General features: G+C 55.5%; 17 protein-coding genes. 5 read left to right on the top strand and 12 right to left on the bottom strand.

Going from position 1 to position 16,022, the window contains the following annotated elements:
* Nucleotides 1-10: 10 nt before the first annotated feature.
* Nucleotides 11-1,423, bottom strand: a complete 1,413-nt coding sequence (dnaB, locus tag AC2TE5_RS01605; RefSeq protein WP_023310046.1) for a replicative DNA helicase — start codon at nt 1,421-1,423, stop codon at nt 11-13.
* A gap of 66 nt (nt 1,424-1,489) precedes the next feature.
* Between dnaB and AC2TE5_RS01600 the strand changes: the two genes are divergently transcribed.
* The gene (locus AC2TE5_RS01600; protein WP_121932734.1) at nt 1,490-2,473 is read left to right on the top strand and encodes a quinone oxidoreductase; all 984 of its coding nucleotides are present in this window, start codon (nt 1,490-1,492) and stop codon (nt 2,471-2,473) included.
* Nucleotides 2,474-2,657: 184 nt separating this feature from the next.
* Here the strand turns inward: AC2TE5_RS01600 and pspG are convergent, their stop codons facing one another.
* Together pspG and dusA are read right to left on the bottom strand one after the other, a co-directional pair.
* Nucleotides 2,658-2,900, bottom strand: coding sequence for an envelope stress response protein PspG (pspG, locus tag AC2TE5_RS01595; protein WP_023310044.1), 243 nt, complete (start codon nt 2,898-2,900; stop codon nt 2,658-2,660).
* A gap of 136 nt (nt 2,901-3,036) precedes the next feature.
* Complete coding sequence (gene dusA, locus AC2TE5_RS01590) at nt 3,037-4,032, bottom strand: tRNA dihydrouridine(20/20a) synthase DusA (RefSeq protein WP_484612541.1); 996 nt, start codon at nt 4,030-4,032, stop codon at nt 3,037-3,039.
* Nucleotides 4,033-4,178: 146 nt separating this feature from the next.
* Here dusA and AC2TE5_RS01585 point away from each other — a divergent pair, with 146 nt between their 5' ends.
* Both AC2TE5_RS01585 and AC2TE5_RS01580 read left to right on the top strand, forming a co-directional pair.
* A complete protein-coding gene (locus AC2TE5_RS01585) occupies nt 4,179-4,442 on the top strand; it encodes a type II toxin-antitoxin system HicA family toxin (RefSeq protein ID WP_193941028.1) in 264 nt (87 codons plus the stop codon).
* Complete coding sequence (locus AC2TE5_RS01580) at nt 4,439-4,774, top strand: type II toxin-antitoxin system HicB family antitoxin (RefSeq protein ID WP_201268153.1); 336 nt, start codon at nt 4,439-4,441, stop codon at nt 4,772-4,774. The genes AC2TE5_RS01585 and AC2TE5_RS01580 overlap by 4 nt, the downstream gene beginning before the upstream one ends.
* Nucleotides 4,775-4,808: 34 nt before the next feature.
* Here the strand turns inward: AC2TE5_RS01580 and AC2TE5_RS01575 are convergent, their stop codons facing one another.
* Both AC2TE5_RS01575 and AC2TE5_RS01570 read right to left on the bottom strand, forming a co-directional pair.
* Nucleotides 4,809-6,119 carry a conjugal transfer protein TraF gene (locus tag AC2TE5_RS01575; protein ID WP_159515328.1) on the bottom strand — a complete coding sequence of 437 codons (1,311 nt, stop codon included), beginning with the start codon at nt 6,117-6,119 and terminating at the stop codon, nt 4,809-4,811.
* Between the two features lie 172 nt (nt 6,120-6,291).
* Nucleotides 6,292-6,780 carry a cupin domain-containing protein gene (locus AC2TE5_RS01570; protein WP_193941032.1) on the bottom strand — a complete coding sequence of 163 codons (489 nt, stop codon included), beginning with the start codon at nt 6,778-6,780 and terminating at the stop codon, nt 6,292-6,294.
* A gap of 115 nt (nt 6,781-6,895) precedes the next feature.
* Here AC2TE5_RS01570 and zur point away from each other — a divergent pair, with 115 nt between their 5' ends.
* Complete coding sequence (gene zur / locus AC2TE5_RS01565) at nt 6,896-7,408, top strand: zinc uptake transcriptional repressor Zur (protein WP_008503369.1); 513 nt, start codon at nt 6,896-6,898, stop codon at nt 7,406-7,408.
* Between the two features lie 47 nt (nt 7,409-7,455).
* On the opposite strand, the gene AC2TE5_RS01560 is transcribed toward zur, so the two are convergent.
* The 4 genes from AC2TE5_RS01560 to AC2TE5_RS01545 all read right to left on the bottom strand — a co-directional run bounded on the left by AC2TE5_RS01560 (nt 7,456) and on the right by AC2TE5_RS01545 (nt 10,272).
* Nucleotides 7,456-7,665: a CsbD family protein gene (locus tag AC2TE5_RS01560; protein WP_024906712.1), complete on the bottom strand. Its 210-nt coding sequence runs from the start codon at nt 7,663-7,665 to the stop codon at nt 7,456-7,458.
* 120 nt (nt 7,666-7,785) lie between these two features.
* Nucleotides 7,786-9,123, bottom strand: a complete 1,338-nt coding sequence (gene dinF, locus AC2TE5_RS01555; protein WP_484612540.1) for an MATE family efflux transporter DinF — start codon at nt 9,121-9,123, stop codon at nt 7,786-7,788.
* A 63-nt stretch (nt 9,124-9,186) separates the two neighbouring features.
* Nucleotides 9,187-9,795, bottom strand: coding sequence for a transcriptional repressor LexA (gene lexA, locus AC2TE5_RS01550; protein WP_024906710.1), 609 nt, complete (start codon nt 9,793-9,795; stop codon nt 9,187-9,189).
* Between the two features lie 108 nt (nt 9,796-9,903).
* Nucleotides 9,904-10,272 carry a diacylglycerol kinase gene (locus AC2TE5_RS01545; protein ID WP_023334158.1) on the bottom strand — a complete coding sequence of 123 codons (369 nt, stop codon included), beginning with the start codon at nt 10,270-10,272 and terminating at the stop codon, nt 9,904-9,906.
* A gap of 154 nt (nt 10,273-10,426) precedes the next feature.
* Between AC2TE5_RS01545 and plsB the strand changes: the two genes are divergently transcribed.
* On the top strand, nt 10,427-12,847 hold the full coding sequence (plsB, locus tag AC2TE5_RS01540) for a glycerol-3-phosphate 1-O-acyltransferase PlsB (protein ID WP_213329684.1): 2,421 nt from the start codon (nt 10,427-10,429) through the stop codon (nt 12,845-12,847).
* Nucleotides 12,848-12,965: 118 nt separating this feature from the next.
* On the opposite strand, the gene gntU is transcribed toward plsB, so the two are convergent.
* The 3 genes from gntU to gntR form a co-directional block, all read right to left on the bottom strand.
* Nucleotides 12,966-14,306 carry a gluconate transporter gene (gene gntU, locus AC2TE5_RS01535; protein ID WP_023310036.1) on the bottom strand — a complete coding sequence of 447 codons (1,341 nt, stop codon included), beginning with the start codon at nt 14,304-14,306 and terminating at the stop codon, nt 12,966-12,968.
* Nucleotides 14,307-14,309: 3 nt separating this feature from the next.
* The gene (gntK, locus tag AC2TE5_RS01530; protein ID WP_008503362.1) at nt 14,310-14,837 is read right to left on the bottom strand and encodes a gluconokinase; all 528 of its coding nucleotides are present in this window, start codon (nt 14,835-14,837) and stop codon (nt 14,310-14,312) included.
* A gap of 126 nt (nt 14,838-14,963) precedes the next feature.
* Nucleotides 14,964-15,959, bottom strand: a complete 996-nt coding sequence (gene gntR / locus AC2TE5_RS01525) for a gluconate operon transcriptional repressor GntR (RefSeq protein WP_021242747.1) — start codon at nt 15,957-15,959, stop codon at nt 14,964-14,966.
* Nucleotides 15,960-16,022 lie beyond the last annotated feature (63 nt).

Raw genomic sequence — 16,022 nt, 5'->3', positions numbered from 1 at the left:
TCCTTAGAAATTACTCATCATCATATTGAGGACCGGCATAGTTGTCGAAACGCGACCACTGTCCGTTAAAGGTCAGGCGCACCGTCCCGATCGGGCCGTTACGTTGTTTACCAATAATAATCTCGGCGATCCCTTTCAGGTCGCTGTTCTCGTGATAAACCTCATCACGGTAGATAAACATGATTAAGTCGGCATCCTGCTCGATGGAGCCGGACTCACGCAGGTCGGAGTTGACCGGGCGTTTGTCGGCACGTTGTTCCAGGGAGCGGTTCAGCTGCGACAGCGCCACCACCGGCACGTGCAGCTCTTTGGCCAGCGCCTTGAGCGAGCGGGAAATCTCTGCAATTTCCAGCGTACGGTTGTCGGAGAGCGACGGGACGCGCATAAGCTGTAAGTAGTCGATCATGATAAGACCGATGCCGCCGTGTTCACGGGCGATACGGCGCGCGCGGGAACGAACCTCCGTCGGCGTCAGGCCGGAGGAGTCATCAATATAGATGTTACGTTTTTCCAGCAGAATGCCCATGGTGCCGGAGATGCGCGCCCAGTCTTCATCATCGAGCTGGCCGGTACGAATGCGGGTCTGATCCACGCGCGACAGCGACGCCAGAGAACGCATCATAATCTGCTCGGAGGGCATCTCAAGACTGAAGATAAGCACCGGCTTATCCTGCAACATTGCCGCGTTTTCGACGAGGTTCATCGCAAATGTGGTTTTACCCATCGACGGACGCGCGGCGACGATGATCAAATCCGACGGCTGCAGGCCGGCGGTTTTCTTGTTCAAATCGTCATAGCCTGTGTTCACGCCGGTGACGCCATCGTGCGGCTGCTGGAACAGCTGTTCGATACGGGCCACGGTGGCGTCGAGGACATCGGCAATGTTTTTTGGGCCTTCGTCTTTATTGGCGCGGCTTTCGGCGATTTTAAAGACGCGGGACTCAGCGAGGTCGAGCAGGTCTTCACTGGTGCGCCCCTGCGGATCAAAACCGGCTTCGGCGATCTCGTTCGCCACCGAGATCATCTCGCGAACGACGGCACGTTCGCGCACGATATCGGCATAAGCGCTGATGTTCGCCGCACTAGGCGTGTTTTTTGACAGTTCCGCAAGATAGGCAAACCCACCGCAGCTGTCGAGTTGCCCAAGACGCTCCAGCGATTCCGCGAGCGTGATCAGGTCGATCGGGCTGCCCGACTCCTGCAGACGCGCCATTTCGGTAAAGATATGGCGGTGAGGGCGGGTGTAGAAATCTTCCGCCACGACGCGCTCGGCGACGTCGTCCCAGCGTTCGTTATCCAGCATTAAACCGCCCAACACCGACTGTTCCGCTTCAATCGAGTGCGGCGGGACTTTTAACCCTGCGACCTGGAAATCACGCTCGCGAGGTTCAGTCTGTTTGTTGAAGGGTTTGTTTCCTGCCATAGTGAATGGAGTTACCGAGATAAAGAGTGGGTCGAAAGATTACCATATTTTTCTTACGGAGGGAGCATGGCAACGCGCATTGAATTCCAGAAACACGGTGGGCCAGACGTACTGAAAGCGGTGGAGTTCACCCCTGCCGCGCCTGGCGAAAACGAAGTGCAGGTTGAAAACAAAGCCATCGGCATAAACTACATCGACACCTATATTCGCGGCGGTCTCTACCCGCCTCCGTCAATGCCGAGCGGCCTGGGCACCGAGGCAGCCGGTGTCGTCGTCAAAGTGGGCAGCGCGGTCAAGCATATTAAAGAGGGCGACCGCGTGGTGTACGCGCAGTCTGCGCTGGGCGCTTACAGCTCCGTCCACAACGTTCCGGCGGATAAAGCCGCCCTGCTGCCTAACGCCATCTCCTTTGAGCAGGCGGCAGCCTCGTTCCTGAAAGGTTTGACGGTTTACTACCTGCTGCGCAAAACCTATGAAATTAAACCCGACGAGCAGTTCCTGTTTCATGCCGCTGCGGGTGGCGTCGGGCTCATCGCCTGTCAGTGGGCAAAAGCACTGGGCGCGAAGCTGATCGGCACCGTAGGAAATGCACAAAAAGCGCAGCGCGCGCTGCAGGCGGGCGCCTGGCAGGTGATTAACTACCGTGAAGAGAGCATTGTTGAGCGGCTGAAGGAGATCACAAGCGGCAAAAAAGTGCGCGTGGTGTATGACTCGGTAGGGAAAGACACCTGGGAAGCGTCGCTTGACTGCCTGCAGCGTCGCGGTCTGATGGTAAGCTTCGGGAATGCGTCAGGCGCGGTGACCGGCGTTAACCTGGGCATTCTGAACCAGAAAGGTTCTCTGTACGTGACTCGCCCTTCCCTGCAAGGATACATCACCAACCGGGAAGAACTTGAGGAAGCCAGCAACGAGCTGTTCTCGCTAATCGCCAGCGGCGTCATCAAAGTGGATGTGGCAGAGGCGCAGAAATTCGCGCTGACCGATGCGCAGCGCGCGCATGAGGTGCTGGAGAGTCGGGCGACGCAGGGGTCGAGTTTGTTGATTCCCTGAGTCCCAAAAAGAAATTGGGCTTCCCGTGGGAAGCCCTTTCTTTTTTTAGTTCGGCTGTATGTAGGGTACAGCTCGATGAATTCTTTAGCGGCAGTCATAGTGACAGATTCGATAAGTAAATCCTATTCTGTTCTAAGCCCTGCCGCCGGAAAAGTTACAAGTATGTGACGAACCCCTCAATACCTTAGTAACGGAAGCGGTTATTGCGCTGATAACTGGGCACTTTTGGCGCTTTAATCGCCCGAATCACCCACACGACCGCAATGGCCAGCAGTAGCCACGGCAACAGTTTGATCGTCAGGGCAAACAGTCCACCAATAAACATGACCACCGTCGCCACCACGATAGCCGCCAGAATGCCGAGCAGCGAAACGCCTGTCGCTAACAGCATGACAAAAAATCCAATCACAAAAAGTAGTTCCAGCATGGTGCTCTCCCACGAGTTCCCGAGTAATGCAGTAGGCATTACAAGAATCATGCCAGTATTAACCTGTTGTAATTAAAGAAAAACGCCCCGCGAGCGTTCGCAGGGCGTGGTGAATTTGACGAACTTTTAGCGAAAGTTATCGCTTGTCTGCCACCAGTCGCAGCGCATGTTCCAGCACCTCGATATCTGCACCGGCTTTATGCGCATTCTCGCTCAGGTAGCGACGCCACTGACGCGCGCCCGGAATACCCTGGAACAGGCCAAGCATATGGCGGGTGATATGGCCCAGATAGGTGCCATTGCTCAGTTCGCGCTCAATGTAAGGGTACATCGCACGCACGACGGCAACCGGATCGGTGTCTGCGCCTTCGATGCCAAAGATTTCGCGATCGACCGTCGCCAGAATGCCCGGGTTCTGATACGCCTCGCGGCCGACCATCACGCCATCCATATGTTCCAGATGTGCTTTGGCCTCTTCCAGCGACTTGATGCCGCCGTTAATGGACATCGTCAGGTGCGGGAAGTCACGCTTAAGCTGATACACGCGCGGATAGTCCAGCGGCGGGATCTCACGGTTCTCTTTCGGGCTGAGGCCGGAGAGCCAGGCTTTTCGCGCGTGGATGATGAACATCTCGCACTCGCCTTTCCCGGATACCGTATTGATGAAGTCGCACAGGAATTCGTAGCTGTCCTGGTCGTCAATGCCGATACGGGTTTTGACCGTGACCGGAATGGAGACCACATCGCGCATCGCCTTGATACAGTCCGCCACCAGCTGCGCGTTCCCCATCAAACATGCGCCAAACATGCCGTTTTGCACGCGGTCGGACGGGCAGCCAACGTTAAGGTTGATCTCGTCGTAGCCGCGCGCTTCTGCCAGCTTTGCGCACTGCGCCAGCGCGGCCGGATCGCTGCCGCCCAGCTGCAGGGCAACCGGATGCTCTTCTTCGCTGTAGGCCAGATAGTCGCCCTTCCCGTGAATGATTGCGCCCGTGGTCACCATTTCGGTGTACAGCAGCGTATGGCGGGAGAGCTGCCGCAGGAAATAGCGGCAGTGTCTGTCCGTCCAGTCGAGCATCGGCGCAATGGAGAAACGGTGTGCAGGGAAAGCGGTCTGTAATTCTGACAACATGGCGAAGTTTTAAGCATCTGGTGGAAAAGGGGCGCTACTATAGCACAGGCTCAAAAAGGATACGATCCGGCTTGATATGATATCAAAAAATGATATCATTTATTTCTACTTGGCGGAGAGAAAAATCAAAATGGAATCTATTAAAAATGAAAACATTGAACGCCCGCCACCAAAAAACATTGCAGTTGATTTTCTCTATGCCTACACCCAGTTCTCTGGAATGGCGCAGGATTGAAGCGCTTTTTATCGCATTGGGTGCGAAAGCCTCAGAAGGCAACGGCTCAAGGGTAAGATTCGAAATCAATGGAGTTGTGGCTTCGTTTCATCGTCCTCATCCGGATAAAGAAGCGAAGGTTTATCAGGTTCGCGACGCAATGGCTTTTCTCATCGCAACAGGGGTATCTCCATGATTAACACTATGACTTATAAAGGCTATGCCGCAAAAATAGATTACAGCGACGAAGATCTGTGCTTCGTTGGGCATGTTGCTGGCATAAGAGATGTTATCGGTTTTCATGCTGATAACGTCGCTGCCCTGCGTAAAGCGTTTGAAGAAGCAGTTGATGATTATCTGGCATATTGTGCTGAGCAGGGCCGAGAGCCTCTGCGACCAGCTAGCGGAAAAATCAGTTTGCGCATCTCGCCAGAAGTCCATTCAGCGATCAACATTGCCGCTGAAGTTTCAGGTAAAAGCGTGAATCAATGGATCAACGATACGCTGGCTAAAGCAGCACACGGATAAGTGTAAAGGGCACCAGCAAGGGTGCCCTTTGTATTTAGAACGTCATACTCAACTGGGCCCCTGCGCCCCAGGTTTCGTCTTCACCGTACAGGCCCATCAGGTCTACATGAACGGTACTGAACGGCGCAAAACCGACACCGCCGGTAAAGACATTGCTGTCGTTACCCTTCACGTCCGCGCGATAACCCGCACGCACCGCCAGCCAGCTGAGTGGCGTAACCTCGGCACCGACACCCACGTACTGCGACGTGTCTTCGCTCTTGAAGCCTTTGGTTTCCGTCAAATCGCCATCGGCGGTCAAGGTCACCAGATCGTTGTGCCAGGCGGCACCGGCGGTTACCAGCGGACGGATCTGGTAGGTATCTTTATAGCTCACCACTTCTCCCGTACGGCCGTTGCGGATACGGATATCTTTGGTGTCGATATCGCGCGACATCAGGTTTTGTCCGCTCACGCCGACCGTCCAGTGTTCGCCGAAATCTGCCGCAATACCGGCATCGACGTTAAAGCCCGTGTCGTCCGTACGGTAGCGGCTGTCGTTCCACTTGTTACTGTCGTAATCGTAGATTGAGGTGGTGTAGTTATAGACCCAGGTTTTTTGCAGTTTTGGCGTCACGCCCACGGAAACCGGGACGCCGCCGAGGTCAAACTGACGGGCAACGGCAACACCATAGTCGGACACAATCGCCGCCCGGCCAGACGCCGTTGAGTTGAGGTTTTTAGTGATCTGATCCGTGCCGTTCAGCGCAGCGTCCAGGGCAACACCGGCAGCCACCACATTGCTTCGTTGAATACCGCGCAGATAATCAATATCTTGCTGATCGATAGACGAGCTCACCCGGCCATGAGCATAGCCTTTCGCCATAAAGGCCACGGAAAGCACATCGTTAGGGATACTCACGGCAAGCCCTGCACCTGCCGTCGCGCGTGCGGTTTTGCCCTTGAGATAGTCCAGCTCATCGGCCAGATCTTTGGCCGCGCCCTGGAATTGATTAATGGAACCTAACGGATTGGTAATAATCTCTCTTGGCGTGAGGCCATCAACCACATCCTTGTAGTGATTAATTTTGTCGTTGATGTTATCAATCTCGTCCTGAAGATTGTCTTTATCCGTTACCTGTACGCCAACGGACGGCAAAATGACCGTCACATCATCATCCGGTTTTGCCTTTGCCAGCAACGCGGGGTTGATTAACGCCCCGCTACCATAGCTCCCGGAGGCAACGCCAGTGCCCCCCATTGCGTCACTCCGTGATTCTGTCCAGGTATTGGCTGCTCCCGCCTGATTTGCCATAAACAAGGAAACAGCGATACTAACCACCGAAAATTTAAAATTTTTTTTCACAGTATGCCCGTTATAGTCTGTTATGAAATAACCCCTGTCTGTTATCACCCAAACAGGAACGAACTATTGCTGTGAATAAGTAGTAAAAGACCCGCTATTTCTATCCCTAAGTAAAACTCCCTTACGGCCTGTTATATTTTGTGACGGCCCTCAATATTTATAGAAGAGGAAATTATTTTTTCCCAGGTTTTCCATCATGCGGTCCAAAAAACTGGGGTGGGTGGTCTACCCAGCGATCCTCTCGGGTAGCGGCATATACCGGATTGAGGGGATAGTAGATGCGATTGTGCTTCTTGTTGGCCTCGCCTACGACCAGCAACCGTACCTCTTCCTCCGTGTTGTTAATAAAGGTGTGGCAGATACCGGTTCCGGCAGGAAACCCCACGCTGTCGCCCGGTTCAAGTTTCCATAAATAGCCATTAATCCACGCCTCTGGATAACCTTCGAGCACGTAAATGAACTCTTCTTCATCGCTTTCCGCATGCGGATAGGACGTTCTGCGCCCGGGCGGCAAACGCTCATGATGGATGCCAATGCGCCCAAGCCCAAGCTTGCGAGCCAACGGGGCGCCGATAGAAAAAAGCTCATCGCTATCTGGATAGGTCGAATCATCCGCGCCTTCAACGTCGCGCCAGTGCCGAATACAGTCAGGTTTTTTCATTGTTTATTTCCCGGTTTGTAATGGGTCAGGTATAGCACAGACTGGCGGATCTCGGTGTTTTTACCAGAACATGATAAAGTGGGCGTTTTCCGTCCTATAACATCCGGGGTGCTACATGGATAAGTCCACAAAAGAGCTGTTAGCGCAGGCCGAAAAGCTGTGCGCCCAACGCAATGTGCGCCTCACTCCGCAGCGCCTTGAAGTCTTACGTCTGATGAGCCTGCAGCAGGGTGCTATCAGCGCCTACGATCTGCTCGACCTGCTCCGTGAAAGCGAGCCGCAGGCGAAGCCACCGACGGTGTATCGCGCCCTGGATTTCCTGCTGGAACAAGGATTCGTGCATAAGGTTGAATCCACCAACAGCTATGTGCTGTGCCATCTGTTTGATCAGCCCACCCACACGTCGGCGATGTTTATCTGTGACCGCTGCGGCGTGGTGAAAGAAGAGGCTGCGGAAGGCGTGGAAGATATTATGCATACGCTGGCGGCGAAAATGGGTTTTGCCCTGCGTCATAACGTGATTGAAGCGCACGGGCTGTGCTCTGCCTGCGTGGAAGTGGAAGCCTGTCGCCATCAGGACGCTTGCCAGCACGACCACTCAATTCTTGTGAAGAAAAAGCCGCGTTAACGGCAAAAGAAAAGGCGGCTTAGAGCCGCCCTGTGGGTTATTCAGCGTTACCAGCGGTAGTCGTTACGGGTTTCCCAGTCTTTGACTTCGTTTTCCGCCTGATCTTTCGCATAGCCGTAACGTTCCTGAATTTTACCGACAAGCTGATCGCGTTTACCTTCAATGACGGTCATATCGTCATCAGTCAGCTTACCCCACTTTTCTTTCGCTTTACCTTTGAACTGCTTCCAGTTGCCGCCGATTTCGTCTTTATTCATCATCGTGTCCTCTTAGTTAAGCGTCGGGTCGTAACGTCCGTTACGTTCTTTTCTGCTGGACGTGATAATTATTGTAGTTAAGGATTCGGCAGTTGATTTCATATTCGGAATCTTTAACCGTCACGATATATCGTGGCGCGAGGGAAACCAGGTATTGTTTTGCCAGTGGCGGTGCCAGATAAAAGCCAGCGATATCCCTCGCAGCGAGAGGAAAACGGCCAGGGCCAGCCACAAACCGTGATTACCCAGCCAGGGAAGCGTCAGCAGCGTCAGGCCAAACCCTGCCGCCGCGACCGCCATGCTGTTGCGCATTTCCGCTCCGCGCGTCGCACCAATAAACATGCCGTCCAGCAGATAACACCAGACGCCGACCACCGGTAAGATGACTTGCCAGATGAGATAGTGACTCGCCAGCTCGCGCAGCGCAGGGATAGACGTCAGCAATGCCACGATCTGCTCACCCAGGCAGGCGTAAACCAGGCCGAACGCCAGCGCCACCAGTCCCGACTGACGGCAGGCTGCCCGCCAGACGTCCCGAAGCTGCCCACTTTCGCGCGCACCGTACGCCTGCCCGGAATGCGCTTCTACCGCATAGGCAAAACCGTCCAGCGCGTAGGCGGTAAAGGTCAGTAGCGTCATCAACACCGCGTTGACCGCAACGATTTCTGGCCCCAGTCGAGCCCCGAAAACCGTCAGCGCGCCGAAGCAAAGCTGAAGCAGCAGCGAGCGCAGCATGATGTCACGATTAAGTGCCAGCAGCTTACGGATATTGCCGCGCCATGCGGTTTTGAGCAGCGCCAGGGAGATGCCGCGCATCGCCAGCACGCGCCAGGCCATCCACAGGCCAATAATAAAGGTTCCGTACTCGGCAATCGCCGTCGCCAGCGCCGCGCCCTGCACGTTCATATGTAGGCCCATTACCAGCCAGACATCCAGCACAATGTTGAGAAGGTTGCCTACCACCAGCAAAATGACCGGCGCGCGTGCGTACTGAACGCCCAGTAGCCACCCCAGCAGAACCAGGTTTGCCAGCGATGCGGGCGCGCTGAGCCAGCGGATTTCAAGGAAACGTCGCGCCTGCGCCAGTACCGCCTCGCTGCCGCCAACAACATGGAGCGCAAGGTCGATAAGAGGCGCACGTAATAAAACGATTAACAGCCCCGCGCCAAGCGCAAGGATCAGCGGCTGCACCAGCGCGCGCGCCAGACGCAGCGGATCTTTTGCACCATAAGCCTGTGCCGTGAGTCCGGTGGTGCTCATGCGCAAAAAGAGCAGCAGCATAAACAGGAAGCTGGTTGCCGTCGCGCCAATCGCCACGCCGCCAAGATAAACAGGCGAATCAAGGTGACCAATAACGGCAGTATCGACCAGACCGAGCAAGGGAACGGTAATATTGGAGAAAATCATCGGCAGAGCAAGACGCCACAATGCCTTATCGGATGCCGTCAGCAGTGACATGAAAAATACCGGGAGTGGAGAATGAAGCAGGCTACAGCGGCGCCATAGCCTGTCAGGAAGAGGTTACAGCCATTCGCCGTTGCGAATGACCCCAACCGCCAGTCCTTCGATAGAGAAGTTGTGTTCGCGGAGATCGACCACAATCGGGGAGAACTCGTTGTTTTCAGGCAGTAGCTGAACGGTGTTCCCCTGTTTTTTCAAACGCTTGACGGTGACTTCATCATCAATGCGTGCGACAACCACCTGGCCGTTACGCACATCCTGCGTTTTGTGCACCGCAAGCAGATCGCCGTCAAGAATGCCGATGTCTTTCATCGACATACCGCTGACGCGCAGCAGGAAATCAGCGCTCGGTTTGAACATGGCTGGATCAACCTGGTAATGGCCTTCAATATGCTGCTGTGCCAGTAAAGGCTCACCGGCAGCAACGCGCCCCACCAGCGGAATGCCCGTCTCTTCTTCCACCAGCAGGCGGATACCACGTGACGCGCCTGAAACAATCTCAATCACGCCCTTACGCGCCAGCGCTTTCAGGTGTTCTTCGGCAGCATTCGGAGAACGGAAGCCCAGACGCTGCGCGATTTCCGCACGCGTGGGTGGCATACCCGTCTGGCCGATATGATCCCGGATGAGATCAAACACCTCTTGCTGCCTGGTCGTTAACGCTTTCATTCCGCCCCCTGGGTGTATATACAGTTATGCTGTGAGTATATACAGTCAAAGGCGATTTTGGAACCAAAAACTGCACAAAAAACCAGGGACTTAATTATTCCTCGAGGCTCATCGGAAATGTGACCAAAGCAGCGTGACCCAGGTGATAACGGCAGTGATAATCGCCAGCAACACGGCAGCAGAGCCCATGTCTTTTGCGCGGCCAGAAAGCTCGTGGAAATCTGAACCAATGCGATCAACAACGGCTTCAATAGCGCTATTAAGAATTTCCACTATCATCACCAGAAGCACGGAACCGATAAGAAGTACGCGGGTAATAGCATCAACATCAAGGAAACAGGCGATGATCACCGCGATGATAGCGGCGACGCCCTCCTGGCGAAAGGCGGCTTCGTTGATCCACGCAGCACGGAACCCTTTCCACGAATAGCCGGCGGCTTTGATGATACGCGTTAACCCAGTGGTATTATTGGCCATTAAAAGAACCTTTTATGAAAAAAAGCGTCAGTAACAGGAGCTGTAGCGCGTTTCGCTACAGCCTGAAGTATGACGGGTAACAACAGAAATTTTGCGCGCTTTCTGTTATCCTTGCGCAGCAATTGCATTATTAACCAGAGGCTTTACATCGTTTATGTCCGGCTGGCCACGAATTTACTACAAATTACTTAATTTACCATTAAGCATCCTGGTAAAAAGCAAGTCTATCCCAGCAGAACCCGCGCTGGAATTAGGGCTCGATACGTCGCGTCCTATTATGTACGTTTTGCCTTATAACTCGAAGGCAGACTTACTGACGCTTCGTGCCCAGTGTCTGGCGCATGACTTACCTGACCCGCTTGAACCGCTTGAAGTTGACGGCACTTTACTGCCGCGCTACGTGTTCATTCACGGCGGGCCGCGCGTGTTTACCTACTACACGCCAAAAGAAGAGTCCATCAAGCTGTTCCATGACTATCTCGACCTGCACCGCAGCAACCCCGATCTGGATGTGCAGATGGTGCCGGTATCGGTGATGTTTGGTCGTCGTCCGGGCCGTGAAAAAGGTGAAGAGAACCCGCCGCTGCGCATGCTTAACGGCATCCAGAAGTTCTTTGCGGTCTCCTGGCTGGGACGCGACAGCTTTGTGCGTTTCTCCCCTTCCGTTTCGCTGCGTCGAATGGCGGACGAGCACGGCACCGACAAGATCATCGCGCAGAAACTGGCGCGCGTGGCGCGTATGCACTTCGCCCGCCAGCGCCTGGCTGCCGTAGGGCCGCGTCTCCCGGCGCGTCAGGATCTGTTCAACAAGCTGCTGGCCTCCAAAGCGATTGCCCGCGCCGTCGAAGATGAAGCGCGCAGCAAGAAAATATCGCATGAGAAAGCCCAGCAGAACGCCATTGCGCTGATGGAAGAGATTGCAGCGAACTTCTCTTACGAGATGATTCGCCTGTCCGATCGCATTCTCGGCTTTACCTGGAACCGCCTCTACCAGGGCATCAACGTTCATAACGCCGAGCGTGTACGTCAACTGGCGCATGATGGCCATGAGATCGTCTATGTTCCCTGCCACCGCAGCCACATGGACTACCTGCTTCTTTCCTACGTGCTCTATCACCAGGGGCTGGTACCGCCGCACATTGCTGCCGGTATCAACCTGAATTTCTGGCCAGCAGGCCCGATTTTCCGCCGCCTGGGCGCCTTCTTTATCCGTCGTACCTTCAAGGGCAACAAGCTCTACTCCACCGTGTTCCGCGAGTATCTGGGCGAGCTGTTCAGCCGCGGCTATTCCGTGGAGTACTTCGTCGAGGGCGGTCGTTCCCGTACCGGACGTCTGCTCGATCCGAAGACCGGCACGCTGTCGATGACCATCCAGGCGATGCTGCGCGGAGGAACCCGTCCAATCACGCTGGTGCCAATCTACATTGGCTATGAGCACGTGATGGAAGTGGGCACGTACGCCAAAGAGCTGCGCGGTGCGACCAAAGAGAAAGAGAGCCTGCCGCAGATGCTGCGCGGCTTGAGCAAGCTACGCAATCTCGGTCAGGGCTACGTGAACTTCGGCGAACCGATGCCGCTGATGACGTACCTGAACCATCACGTTCCCGAGTGGCGCGAATCCATCGATCCTATCGAAGCAATTCGTCCGGCCTGGCTGACGCCAACGGTCAACGGCATCGCGTCCGAGCTGATGGTGCGCATTAACAACGCCGGTGCGGCTAACGCCATGAACCTGTGCTGTACGGCGCTTCTGGCTTCGCGTCAGCGCTCGCTGACCCGTGAACAGCTCACGGAGCAGCTGGATTGCTATCTGGACATGATGCGCAACGTACCGTATTCCGTTGATTCAACCGTGCCTTCTGCTACCGCCAGTGAGCTTATCGATCACGCGTTGCAGATGAACAAGTTTGAAGTCGAAAAGGACACGATCGGCGACATCATCATTCTGCCGCGCGAGCAGGCAGTGCTGATGACCTACTACCGCAACAACATCACCCATATGCTGATGCTGCCGTCGCTCATGGCGGCCATCATCACCCAGCATCGCCGTATCTCGCGTCAGGAACTTTTGCGTCACGTTGATACGCTCTACCCGATGCTGAAAGCGGAGCTGTTCCTGCGCTGGAGCAAGGATGAGCTGGCAGCCGAGCTGGATAAACTGACGGAAGAGCTGCGTCGTCAGGGGCTGATTACCGTCTCGAACGACGAGCTACACATCAATCCGTCACGCTCCCGCACCCTGCAACTGCTAGCGGCCGGCGCGCGCGAAACGCTGCAGCGCTACGCCATTACGTTCTGGCTGCTGAGTGCGAACCCGTCTATCAACCGCGGTACGCTGGAGAAAGAGAGCCGGACGCTGGCACAGCGCCTGTCCGTTCTGCACGGCATTAACGCCCCTGAATTCTTCGACAAAGCGGTCTTCAGCTCTCTGGTGCTGACGCTGCGTGACGAAGGCTTCATCAGCGATACGGGCGATGCCGAGCCGGAAGAGACGCTGAAGGTGTACCAGATGCTGGCAGAGCTGATCACCTCGGATGTGCGTTTGACGATTGAGAGCGCGACGCAGGGCGAGTGATGTGAAAAAGCCGGGTGGTGGCTTCACCTGACCCGGCCTGGCGTTCTGCATAATATAAAGGCCCGGTAAGCGCTAACGCTACCGGGCCTTATTTTTGAGCCTTGTTACTTCACCGCATTCAGCTCAGCAGCGTAAAGGCAATCATCCCGACAATCGCACCCGTTGTGCCGAGGATGGTTTCCATCAGCGTCCAGGTTTTCAGGGTTTGCGCTTCGGTGGCACCGGTAAATTTACCGAACAGCCAGAAGCCTGCGTCGTTAACGTGAGAGACCACAATCGAACCGCCCGCGATACAGATAGACAGCGCGGCCATCTGCGCACCGGAGTAGTTCAGCTGTTCAATCACCGGCATCACCAGACCCACGGCGGTTAAACACGCCACGGTTGCGGAACCCTGGATGATACGCACCGCCGCGGCCAGTACGAAGCAGGTTACCGCAATCGGCAGGCCCATCCCGGTCAGCGCTTCGCCCAGAGCCGGACCCACGCCGGAATCCACCAGCACCTGCTTGAACACGCCGCCGGCACCGATCACCAGCAGGATAATACCCGCAGGCTGCAGCGCGGCACCGCAGATCTCCATCACCCGGTCTTTTGGCATTCCCTGACGCATCGCCAGGCCGTAAATCGCCACCAGACAGGCCACCAGGATCGCCGTGAACGGGTGACCGATGAACTCGAACCATTCGTAGGCGCTGGAACCCACCGGCACAAAGCGCGCGGCGATGGTTTTCAGACCCACGAGAACCAGCGGGAGCAGGATCAGCGACAGGCTGAAGCCGAAGGACGGCATTTTGCCCTCGCCCAGGTGCGGCTCGGTGACGTCATCCGGAATGTGCAGCTCAACGTAACGGCTGATGAAGTTGCCCCACAGCGGACCGGCAATAATCATCCCCGGAATTGCCGCGCACAGGCCGATCAGGATCATCCAGCCAAAGTCAGCGTGCATCTGGGACGCCAGCAGCATCGGCGCAGGCCCAGGCAGCAGAAACGCTGCGGCCGCCGCCACGCCCGCAAACAGCGGAATAACCAGCTTCACGAGGTTAGTGCCGGTATGGCGCGCCATGGAGAACGCGACGCTTATCAGCAGCACAACGGCCACTTCGAAGAACAGCGGCAGCGCGCAAATCAGGCCAGCCAGGCCAATCGCGTAGTGCGCACGGCTGTGGCCGAAGGATTTCAGCATTTTGACGGCAATCTGGTCGACCGCGCCCGTCTCGTGCAAAATCTTGCCAAACATCGCGCCAAGGGCCACCACAATCGCCAGGAAGCCCAGCGTACCGCCCATCCCTTTTTCCATCGTCGCGGCGATCTTGTCGAGCGGCATACCGGAAAAGAGACCTGCACCTATAGAAACCACCATCAAAGCAACAAAAGCGTGCATACGCGCCTTCATCACTAAAAACAGCAGCAGCAATACGGAACCCACTGCTGTCAAAACTAGCGTTAATGTACTCAAAACTTACTGCCTTTTATTAATGACCTCGATGGTGCTGGCAACAACACCTTCCAGTGACTGATCGATATCAACCACTAAGACGTCTTTCTCATCTTCACCCGGCTCCTGCAGCGCTTCGAACTGCGTCACCAGCATCTGGGTTTTGAAGAAGTGACCTTTACGCGCCTTCAGACGGCTTTCAATCACCTCGAAATCCCCTTTCAGGTAGATGAAAGAGAGGTTCGGGTTGCCGTCGCGCAGCAGGTCGCGATAGGTTTTTTTCAGCGCAGAGCAGACGATCAGGGAGACTTTGTTAGTGCGCTGCATAGCGAACGCGGCGTCATTCAGCGCCTGCAACCACGGTTTGCGGTCGTCGTCGTTCAGCGGCTCGCCGGAGGCCATTTTCATGATGTTACTGCGCGGATGGAGGAAGTCGCCATCAAGGAACGCAGCCTGGAGTTGATGCGCCACTTCGCTGGCTACGGCTGATTTCCCGCTACCGGAAACGCCCATCAGGACGTAGACGTGGTGATCGTGATTAGTCGTGCTCAAAGGGTGTCCCTCAGTCAATTGTTACGGGTAACAGTTATCGGTAACATTGTCCTGCCGGGGCAAAAGAGAAGCAATATCCAAACGTGCGCGAAGTGAATAAGTGTGAGCTACTTCAAATTTGTCAGTTCAAATAGATCCACCCGGTGACAAGGTGAAACCTAAATCTAACATTTTCGGGGTAACCGTCTCGCCACGAATGCGCGCCAGCAGGCGTTCTGCGCCAATGCGGCCCATACGTTCACGCGGGGTCAGGACGCTCGCCAGACGCGGCTCCATCACCTGGCCGATGTCGTGGCCGTGGAAACCGGCAATCGCCATATCGTCCGGGATCTTAAGCCCCAGACGCTGACACTCAAACGCCGCGCCGACCGCAAGGTCATCGTTGGTGCAGAAAATACCGTCCAGTTGCGGATACTCGCGTCGTGCCTGACGCATCAGCTCAATACCCGACGTATAGGAAGAGGACTGCTCCACCATCACGCTGTACGGGGTTAAGTTCGCGTCGAGCATCGCCTGCTCGTATCCCTTCTGTTTGATGATAGTACGTTCATCCAGACGCGCACCCAGATAGGCGATATGACGATGCCCACGGGCGATGATGGCCGCCGTCATCTGGCGCGCCGCTTCGAAGTTATCGAACCCAACGGCGATGTCGAGGCACGGCGACTGGCTGTCCATCAGCTCCACCACCGGGATACCGGCCACTTCGATCATTTTGAGCGTGCGGGCAGTGTGGGTACGTTCGGTTAAAATCAGGCCGTCGATGTTCCAGGAAAGCATCGATTCAAGACGCTCCTCTTCCAGTTCCGGCTTGTACCCGTAGTGGGCGAGCATGGTCTGATAGCCAAAAGCATCGGTGACGCTTTCGATTCCTCGTAATACTTCGGCGAAAACCTGGTTGGTCAGGGAAGGAAGCAGGACGCCCACCGCACGGCTGGTCGCATTGGAGAGAATATCGGGTGCGCGGTTGGGGATATAACCCAGTTCATCAAGGGCAGCGGCAATCTTGCCACGTAACGCCACGGAAACCTGCTCCGGGTTACGTAAAAAACGGCTGACCGTCATTTTGGTCACACCGACGCGATCGGCGACATCCTGAAGTACGGGGCGTTTCTTTTTCATCGTCCTGAGAAATCTTGAAGTGAGAGATTTGCTCAGTTTATCACGGACAAAGCTCAACCTTCC

The sequence above is a fragment of the Enterobacter sp. N5-15 genome (assembly GCF_057221635.1).
This window is presented reverse-complemented; position numbering and strand designations above follow the sequence as displayed.